Genomic DNA, 8,496 nt, shown 5'->3' with positions numbered 1-8,496 from the left:
GGCCGGGGCCGGAGCGGGCGCGGCCTTCACCGGAGCGGCGGCCACCACCGGGGCGGGCGCGGGCTTCGGCGCTGGGGCGGTCGCGGCGGCGACGGCCACCGGCTCCGCGGGCTTCGGCGCCGGGGCCTGGGCGGTCGCGGCGGCGGGGGCCACCGGCGAGCCGTCCACGGAGATGACGACGCGGTTGCCCTCGGCGCGCACGTCGTACTGGGACGCCTGATCGAGCGCCACCAGCACGCGGCCCACGCTGGCGCGCGCATCGGAGAACTGGGCGGCCACGACGCCGGACACGGGGCCCGTGCCGTCATGGTGGCCCTTGATGCCGGTGGCATCCGCGGACGACAGGTCCACCACCAGCCGCTCCGGCCCGCTGAGCCGGAAGACGGTGAAGGTGGGCGGCCGGGTCCCGGTCACCACGACCTGGGCGCCAGCTCCCGTCCGGGACACCTGAAGGTCCCGCAGCGTATTCAGATCCGCGCCATACACCTTGGCGCCTGCAAGGACGACCGCCCATGCGGTCGCCATGATCCACTTGCCCCTCGTCACAGCGCTCTGCTCGAGCATGCGTCCCCTCAACAAGTTGGTAGCGGGCGACTGCCCGCGGGCGCGCCGTGGGGCGCTACTCCCAGTTCTTGCCCGTCATCAGGTTGTAGGCGGGGTCCTTTACGCCATCTGCCTTGAGCTGCAGGCTCACCGGATTGCTGATGACCTCGCCCTTGGCACCCGTGAAAACCTCGGTGACGGTAACCGAGTCCCGGAGAATCTGGGTCACCTTGCCGCCCTGGCGCCCCACCCGGGTATTTCGCCGGACGATGTGGCCCCGGCCCAGCGGATCCTCGACCATCGCCAGCGGACTGGCGTCCCCGGTGACGACCGCCACCAGCTTGAGCTGGTCGAGGTCGAACACGCACAGGGGTTCATTGCACGCGCGTTCCGGTGCGTCACGCGCCACCGGTCCCAGCTCTTCCAGCGGACTCCGGAACGGATCCCGCTTGCCCACCGGGCTGTAGGTGTAGACGAACGCTGGCAGCGCCGACGCTTCGGTCTTCGCTTCCACCGGTGCCTCCGCGGGGGCGGCGGCCGGGGGTGGAGCAGCAGCCGGGCTGGCCTTGGGCGTCTCCTCACAGGCAGACAGGGTCAGCGCCAGCACCGCAGCAGTCATCGTGGACTTGAACGTCTTCATCCGCGTCATCCCTTGTCGCCCCAGTTGCAGGGCGGATCAAGTTTCTAGTTGTTCTTCGTCTCGATGAACCGGAACGTCGTCGCCAGGAAGCTGCTCTGGAGGACCACCTTCTCGTTCTTCAGCGTGGCGCCATCGAGCTTGATGTTGTTGACGTTCACGATGCGCCGCATGTTCGCCATCTCCTGCAGGAACATGGCGATCTCGTGGTAGTTGCCGCTCACCGTCATCTTGATGGGGATGCGCGCGAAGAACTCGGTGCCCTCGACGTACTCCTTGTCGGGCTCCACGCGGGAGATCTCCAGGCCGGACTTCTTGCCGATGTCGTTGATCTGCGCGAGCAGCTCTTCCATGTCGCGCCGCTCCGGCAGCTCCGTGAGGGCCTCCGCCAGCTTCTGCTCGAGCACGTCCATCTCACGACGGCGCTCGTTGAGGTTCTGGGCGATCTCGCTCTTCTCCGCGAGTTCCAGGTCGAGCGTCCTGCGCTCCGCCGCGCGGCGGGCGATGTCCTCTTCCGTGGGCTGGATGACGAGGAAGAAGTTGGCGACGGTCAAGAGGACGACGAGTGCCGCCAGGCCACCGAACTTCGCCGCCGGGGGGGCCTTCGCGAGCTGATCCAGGTACTTATCCATGACAGATGCTCCTTCGCCGCCAGCTAGATGGCGTAGTTGGCGGTGAGGGTGAGCTTGAACTCGACGAACGACGGAGCACCGGCCGTGGCGCCCTTGGTCTGCACGGCGTTGGTGAGTTCGATGTTGCCGAAGAAGGGCTTGATGTCGCCCGCGGCGAACTCCTCCACGAGCGCGGTCTCCGTGTTGAAGAGCTCCACGCGGGACGTCTTGCCGTCACGGCGCTGCTCCACCAGGCGCCCCATGCCCTTGGGCGTCCACACCATGCCGCCCAGGCCGCGCATCAGCTCCGCGACCTCGTCGTGGCTGACGGCCGAGCCGTTGATGGTGACGCTGTTGGACGCCTCCACGAAGTCCTTGAGCCAGACCTTCTTGGGCATGGCGGACGACAGCGCGTCCAGCATGCGCACCGGGCCGTTGCGGCCCTTGCGCAGCGTGTCCAGCACGGCGAGCTTCTTCTCCACCTCCGTCTTGCGGGCGTTGATGTTCTTCACCTCGCCAATGACCTTCTCCAGCTCCGCGATCTTCGCGCGCGTCTGGGCGATGCCCTGGTTGGCCCGCGTCAGGTCGCCGTCGCGGTCCGAGTACCAGAAGTAGTTGCCCACGACCGCGGCAATCAGGACCGCGGCGTAGAGGGCCAGGATCTGCCGGCCCATCTCCCGCTTCTTCACCGCCCGCACGGGCAGCAGGTTGATTCGAATCATCATGTGCGTCATCTCCTCGCGGCCAGAGCGGTTCAGCCCAGCTTGTCGCCCGGGCGCCGGAGCGCCAGTCCCACTGCCACCGCGGCCATGGGCGCCACGTCCATGATGAACGCGGGGTCGAACTTGCGGTTGTCCACTTCAATCTTCCGGAACGGGTTGAGGATCTCCACCGGCACGCCGGTCCGCGCCTCGATGGTCTTGAACAGGGCGGGGATCTTCGCGGTGCCGCCGGACAGGTAGACCTTGGTGAAGTTCGAGTCCGCGGCGGTGCCCGCGTAGAAGTCCAGCGAGCGCTGGATTTCCCCGGCGACCTGCTCCGCGACGCTGGAGAGCACGCGCTCCACGTCCTGGGGCACCACGGCGTCCGCGTCCGCGCGGTTGCCGCCGATCTTCAGCGCCTCCGCCTCCTCGTAGGAGACGTTGAGCTGCTTCTGGATCTCCTCGGTGAACTGGTTGCCACCGATGGTCACGTCGCGGGTGAACACCGTGACGCCATTGGCGATGATGTTGATGTTCACCACGGAGGCGCCGGCGTTGATGAGGACGACGGTCTCCTTCTCCGGCAGCTCGTAGTTCGTGGAGAACATGTTCTGGACGGCGAACGCGTCCACGTCCACGACCACCGGCGAGAGCCCCGCTTCGGAGACCACGGTGGTGTAGTCGTTGATCATGTCCTTCTTGGCGGCCACCAGCAGCACGTCCATCTGACCGGTGGCGTCGTTGCCGCCGCCGTCGAGGATCTGCGTGTCGATGTTCACGTCCTTCACGTCGAAGGGGATGTACTGCTCCGCCTCCCACTGGATGCTCTCCTCGAGCTCTTCCTGGCTCATCCGGGGCATCTGGATCTTCTTGATGATGACCGAGTGGCCGGACACGCCGATGGCGACGTCCTTGCCCTTGACCTTCAATTCCGACATCAGCTCCTGGACGGCCTGGACGATGGCCGTGGAGTTCATGAGGGCGCCGTCGACGATGGCTTCAGGAGGCAGCGGCTTCATTCCGAAGCTCTGGAGCGCGTAGCCGACTTCGCCGCGCTTGCGCTGCTCCTTGAGCATGATCATCTTGATCGACGTCGACCCGATATCCAGCCCGAGTGCCAGTTTGCCCTTCGCCATGCTTAACCCCATCGGAGAGGCGGCCAGCGTAGCACCGGCTTGATACCCCTCCTAAAAAGTGCTTGGCGCCCGGCCGCCCTTCGGACGGGGGAGCGCCGTAAAGACCGACGACGACCGCGCCCCCGACGTACCACCGCGGAGGCCCGATTTTCCGGCCCCGGCGGCGTTCCGTCAAATGGCCGGGGTTGATTCCTGGAGGGTCGGGTCGCCAGGCGACCCCCTCCCCTGCCTTTGCGCTCCTTTTCAGCCGCGAAGCGCCTCCGCGTCCGGATCAATGCCGTACTCCTTGATCTTGTACAGGAGCGCGCGGTGACTGATGTCCAGCACCTCGGCGGCCCGGGTGCGGTTGCCCTTGGTGCGCCGGAGCGCCGCGCGGATGTAGGACTCCTCCATCTCCCGGATGGCGCGCTTGAGTGACAGGTCGCCCCCAGCCTGTAGCGGCGGCGCCGTCCCGGCGGACACGGGTGCGGAAGCCGCCCACAGCTTTTCGGGCAGGCTGCCAGGCTCGATGAGGGTGCCCTCGGCGAGGAGCACCGCGCGCTCCATGGCGTTCTCCAGCTCCCGCACGTTGCCCGGCCAGGCGTACGCCGTCATCAGGGCCTCCGCCTCAGGGGAGAGCCCCTCCACGGGCGGGTCGCGGTTGAGCTCGCGGTTGAAGCGGCCGAGGAAGGACCGGGCGAGCAGCGGGATGTCCTCACGGCGCTCGCGCAGGGGCGGCAGGGCGAGGTTCACGACGTTGAGGCGGTAGTAGAGGTCCTCGCGGAACTCGCCCTTCTCCACCAGCTTGCCCAGGTCGCGCAGCGTGGCGGCCACCACGCGCACGTCCACGCGCTCCACGCGGCTCTCCCCCACGGGCCTGATTTCGCCCTCCTGCAGCACGCGCAAGAGCTTCACCTGCGCCCCCAGGGGCAGCTCGCCCACCTCGTCCAGGAAGAGCGTGCCGCCGTCGGCCTCCGCGAACAGGCCCCGGCGGGCGGTGCGCGCGTCGGTGAAGGCGCCCTTCGCGTGGCCGAACAGCTCGCTCTCCAGGAGGCCGTGGGGGATGGCGCCGCAGTTGACGGCCACGAAGGCCATGGCGGAGCGGCGGCTCTTGCCGTGCAGCTCGCGGGCGATGAGCTCCTTGCCGGTGCCGCTCTCGCCGGAGATGAGCACGGTGGTGTCCACCGGCGCCACGCGCGCCACCTGTTTGAGCACCGCCTGGAGCGCGGCGCTCTGCCCCAGGATGTGGCCCAGGGACGCGCCGGGAAGCTGCGCGTCGTGCAGGCGCCGGTTCTCGCGCAAGAGCCGCTCGCGCTCCTCCGCCTTGCGCAGGACGAAGATGATTTCTTCCGGCTTGAAGGGCTTCTGGACGAAGTCGTAGGCCCCCGCCTGCACCGCCTCCAGCGCCTGCTCCTGGGAGCCGTACGCGCTCATCACCACCACGGTGAGGCCCGGCTGCTCCGCGAGCGCCGCCTTCAGCACCGACATCCCGTCGCGCTTCGGCATGCGCACGTCGCACAGGAGGACGTCGTAGGCGCGCGCGGACAGCTCCCGCAGGGCCTCCTCGCCGTCGGCGACGGCGCGCACCTCGTAGCCCTTGTCGGTGAGCACCAGGGTGAGGATGTGGCGGATGGACGGCTCGTCGTCGGCGACGAGGACGGTGCGGAAGAGGGGCATGGGCTTGGCGCCCATCATACCCCCCTTCCGGGCCCGGCCCCCTCAGGCGGCGGGGAGGGACAGCCGGAAGCACGCGCCACCGCCCGTGCCGTCGCGCGCGTCCAGCCGCCCGCCCATGCCCTGGGCCAGGTTCAGCGACACCGCGAGTCCCAGGCCCGTGCCCTGCCGCCCCTTGGTGGTGAAGAAGGGCTCGAAGAGGTGCGCGCGCACCTCCGCGGACAGGCCCGGGCCGCTGTCCTCCACCTCCACGTACAGGAGCGCGGCCTCCTGTCGGGTGGAGATGCGCACCCGGCCCTCGCCCCCCATGGCCTGGGCGGCGTTGAGCAGCAGGTTGATGAGGATCTGCGACAGGGGGCCAGGATCCGCGCGGGCGAGCAGGCCGGGCGCCACGTCCAGCGTCACGTCCACGCGGTCCAGCTCCGGGCCGGCGCGCACCAGGCGCACGCACGTCTCCACCACCTGCCCCACGTCCACCGGCACGGGCTGGGCGCTGCCGGGGCGCCCCAGGTCCAGGAGCCCCCGCACGATGCGGTCGATGCGGAGCACCTCGTGGTCGATGCGCTCCAGGAAGTCCTTCACCTCCGGCCCCTCGGCCTTCATGCGCGCCAGGGAGAGGTAGCCCAGGATGCCCGCCAGCGGGTTGCCCACCTCGTGCGCCACGCCCGCGGCCAGCTTCCCCACCGTGGCCAGCCGCTCCGACGCGACCAGCTCCGTCTGCGCCCGCGCGAGCCGCGAGTTCGCCTCGCGCAGCGCCTCCAGCTGCGAGCGCGTGAGGGCCTGCTCCTGGCGCAGCGCCTCCGCCATGCGCTGCAGCGCGCGCTGGATGCGCGACAGGAGCGGTCCGCCCTGCCCCGCCAGCGGCACGTCCAGCTGCAGCCGGCCCAGCTGCTCCACGGCGGCCTCGGTGGCGCGCAGCGGACGGCCCACCGTGAGGTCCAGGACGACATAGGCCAGCACCGTCAGCACCACGAGGTCCAACCCCAGCGCCAGGGGCAGGAAGGTGCGGATCCGCGTCAGCCCCTCCGCTTCCGGCGTCCCGGGCAGTGCCAGCCGACGCGCCACGTCCAGCAGGCGGATCAACACCGGCTGCAGCGTCAGCCACGACATGCCCGTGGAGAGCGAGCCCAGCAGGAAGGCCACGCTGGCGATGCGCCACTTCATCCGCGCACCGGCGGCGCCACGCCCCTCACCGCGTCCCCCCGAGCATCATCGCCACCTCCAATGGCAGCACGCGCGCGAGCCACGGCCCCAGCAGCATCACCTCCAGCCCCGCCAGCGCCAGCCAGGGACCGAAGGGGATGTTGGTGGGACCCGGGACCCACTCCTCCTCCTCGCCCGTCTCGTCCAGCGGCGCGTCCGGGATGGGCTGGAAGAGCAGGCACCAGGGCACCAGCAATCCCCGCTTCCACAGGGGCAGCCCCGGCTTCGTGAAGTCCCACGTCATCGTGGACCCGGCTTCGGGAGCCTCCGTGGCGCCAGGCTCGGTGGGCTCGGCGGGCTCGGCGGGCTCGGCGGACGGCCCCACGGGAGCGTCTGCTTCGGGGCCCGTGGGGGGTGCAACCGGCTCCACCGACTCCTGCGCTTCGCCGCGAGGCCCGGCCCTGCCCGTGAGGGCGAGCAACGCCACGCCCACGATGGAGCCCTGCAGGGACGAGAAGAAGAGGATGCCCAGGAGCGATTTCCACCCCAGGAACGCACCCAGGAGGGCGACGAGGAACTTGTCCCCGCCTCCCAGCGCCTCGCGCTTGAAGACGCGCCAGCCCACGTACTCCATCAAGCGGAAGCAGAGGAACCCCACCGCCGCGCCCACCGCCGCGTGGATCACCGCGTCGCCGCCCAGGGGGATCGCCAGCAGCACCCCCGCCGCGATGCCCGGCAGGGTGAGCGAGAAGGGCAGGATCCAATGCTCCAGATCAATGAAGGTGAGCGGCACCAGCAGGAAGACGAGCACCAGCGCGGGCACCAGCGCGTACGTCCAGTCGAAGCGCTTGAGGCACGCGAGGAACAAGAGCCCCGTGAGCAGTTCCACGAAGACGTAGCGCGGCGAGATGGGCATGCCGCAGCCGCGACACCGGCCGCGCAGCCCCAGCCACGACAGCACCGGGATGTTCTCGTACCAGGAGAGCACGTGCCCGCACTTCGGGCAGCGGGAGCCGGGCCGCACGATGCTCAGCCCTTCCGGCACGCGCGCGATGACGACGTTGAGGAAGGAGCCGATGCACAGGCCGAGGACGAACAGGAAGAGGATGAAGAGGGGCTCGGCCCAGCCCGGCGCGTAGGTGAACGTCACGGAACCCGCAATCCTACCTGCCGCTCCCGGCACTGGCGACTTCGCGTCGGGGGACGAAAACCGTCAGCGTCAGTGACAAAAATTGGCAGGCCAGCAGCCGTGCCATCCCCGTGGCGGCATGCCCTCCCAGGGAATCCCAGCGGTTGGCAAACTGTTCGGGGTGGCACTCTTCGTGCTAAGAGTCCTTCCGTCGTCCAACCCCCCTCTGCCCACGCTGCGGAGTCCCCAAACATGATGAACCGTCTTTTCCGGAAGAAGGGTGGCTTCACCCTCATCGAGCTGATGATCGTGGTTGCCATCATCGGCATCCTCGCCGCCATCGCCATCCCGAACTTCATCCGCTTCCAGGCGAAGTCGAAGCAGTCCGAGGCGAAGACGAACCTGAAGGCCATCTTCACGGCCCAGAAGTCGTACTTCGGCGAGAAGGACAAGTACTCCACCGACTTCACGGTCATCGGCTTTGATCCGGAGCCCGCGAACCGCTACAGCTACGGCCTGGCCACGGGCTGCGCCGCGCCTGTCGCCGCGACCGCCGCGGGCCGCATTGGCGCCAAGACGGGCTGCATCGGCCAGGACGTGGCCAAGTTCACCACGGCTCCGGCCCCCAAGGACGCCATCACGGCCCTGGGCGTGCAGCCGAGCGTGGCGGCCTGCCCGAGCTGCTCGTTCAGCGCGAACGCGGTCGGCAACGTCGACAACGACCCGGTCGGCGACGCCTGGGGCATCACCTCCGCCCCCACGGGCGCGACGCTGAACTCCACCTGCGGCGTGGACTCGAACCTGATCTCCGCCGGCGAGCCGGGCAACGCGTACAACGACGTCAGCTGCGAGTAGTCGGCTTCCACCACGCCTCACTCCGTCCTGACGGGCAGAGCAGGTGATGGCAGAATCGATGGGGCGCCCGGCATTTCGGGCGCCCCAT

Annotated in this window: 9 protein-coding genes; 1 reads left to right on the top strand and 8 read right to left on the bottom strand. The window is 69.2% G+C overall.

The features are described from left to right. The 8 genes from D7V97_RS12100 to D7V97_RS12065 form a co-directional block, all read right to left on the bottom strand. Positions 1–564 (bottom strand): AMIN domain-containing protein (locus tag D7V97_RS12100; RefSeq protein ID WP_147444781.1); only part of this gene is annotated, 564 nt, incomplete at its 3' end. A gap of 55 nt (positions 565–619) precedes the next feature. Next, on the bottom strand, positions 620–1,183 hold the full coding sequence (locus D7V97_RS12095; RefSeq protein ID WP_199728779.1) for a pilus assembly protein PilP: 564 nt from the start codon (positions 1,181–1,183) through the stop codon (positions 620–622). A gap of 44 nt (positions 1,184–1,227) precedes the next feature. Further along, positions 1,228–1,812, bottom strand: coding sequence for a type 4a pilus biogenesis protein PilO (locus D7V97_RS12090; protein WP_120610768.1), 585 nt, complete (start codon positions 1,810–1,812; stop codon positions 1,228–1,230). Positions 1,813–1,835: 23 nt separating this feature from the next. Then, the gene (locus tag D7V97_RS12085) at positions 1,836–2,516 is read right to left on the bottom strand and encodes a PilN domain-containing protein (protein ID WP_120610767.1); all 681 of its coding nucleotides are present in this window, start codon (positions 2,514–2,516) and stop codon (positions 1,836–1,838) included. 29 nt (positions 2,517–2,545) lie between these two features. Next, positions 2,546–3,628 carry a type IV pilus assembly protein PilM gene (gene pilM / locus D7V97_RS12080; protein WP_120610766.1) on the bottom strand — a complete coding sequence of 361 codons (1,083 nt, stop codon included), beginning with the start codon at positions 3,626–3,628 and terminating at the stop codon, positions 2,546–2,548. A 243-nt stretch (positions 3,629–3,871) separates the two neighbouring features. Next, on the bottom strand, positions 3,872–5,284 hold the full coding sequence (locus D7V97_RS12075) for a sigma-54 dependent transcriptional regulator (protein ID WP_120610772.1): 1,413 nt from the start codon (positions 5,282–5,284) through the stop codon (positions 3,872–3,874). 42 nt (positions 5,285–5,326) lie between these two features. Beyond that, positions 5,327–6,445, bottom strand: coding sequence for a sensor histidine kinase (locus tag D7V97_RS12070; RefSeq protein ID WP_120610765.1), 1,119 nt, complete (start codon positions 6,443–6,445; stop codon positions 5,327–5,329). Positions 6,446–6,470: 25 nt separating this feature from the next. Next, the gene (locus tag D7V97_RS12065) at positions 6,471–7,574 is read right to left on the bottom strand and encodes an A24 family peptidase (RefSeq protein ID WP_120610764.1); all 1,104 of its coding nucleotides are present in this window, start codon (positions 7,572–7,574) and stop codon (positions 6,471–6,473) included. A 231-nt stretch (positions 7,575–7,805) separates the two neighbouring features. Here D7V97_RS12065 and D7V97_RS12060 point away from each other — a divergent pair, with 231 nt between their 5' ends. Then, positions 7,806–8,408, top strand: coding sequence for a prepilin-type N-terminal cleavage/methylation domain-containing protein (locus D7V97_RS12060; RefSeq protein WP_120610763.1), 603 nt, complete (start codon positions 7,806–7,808; stop codon positions 8,406–8,408). Positions 8,409–8,496: the final 88 nt, after the last annotated feature.

Source organism: Corallococcus sp. CA053C, from assembly GCF_003611675.1.
Lineage (GTDB): Bacteria > Myxococcota > Myxococcia > Myxococcales > Myxococcaceae > Corallococcus.
Note: the sequence above shows the minus strand (reverse complement) of the source record. Positions and strands in the feature narration are given on the sequence as shown.

What these genes read in the sequence shown, in the direction of transcription:
- D7V97_RS12090 (WP_120610768.1), bottom strand. Translation starts at nt 1,812, where the DNA reads ATGGATAAGTACCTGGATCAGCTCGCGAAGGCCCCCCCGGCGGCGAAG.
- D7V97_RS12070 (WP_120610765.1), bottom strand. Translation starts at nt 6,445, where the DNA reads ATGAAGTGGCGCATCGCCAGCGTGGCCTTCCTGCTGGGCTCGCTCTCC.
- pilM (WP_120610766.1), bottom strand. Translation starts at nt 3,628, where the DNA reads ATGGCGAAGGGCAAACTGGCACTCGGGCTGGATATCGGGTCGACGTCG.
- D7V97_RS12085 (WP_120610767.1), bottom strand. Translation starts at nt 2,516, where the DNA reads ATGATGATTCGAATCAACCTGCTGCCCGTGCGGGCGGTGAAGAAGCGG.
- D7V97_RS12060 (WP_120610763.1), top strand. Translation starts at nt 7,806, where the DNA reads ATGATGAACCGTCTTTTCCGGAAGAAGGGTGGCTTCACCCTCATCGAG.
- D7V97_RS12095 (WP_199728779.1), bottom strand. Translation starts at nt 1,183, where the DNA reads ATGAAGACGTTCAAGTCCACGATGACTGCTGCGGTGCTGGCGCTGACC.
- D7V97_RS12075 (WP_120610772.1), bottom strand. Translation starts at nt 5,284, where the DNA reads ATGCCCCTCTTCCGCACCGTCCTCGTCGCCGACGACGAGCCGTCCATC.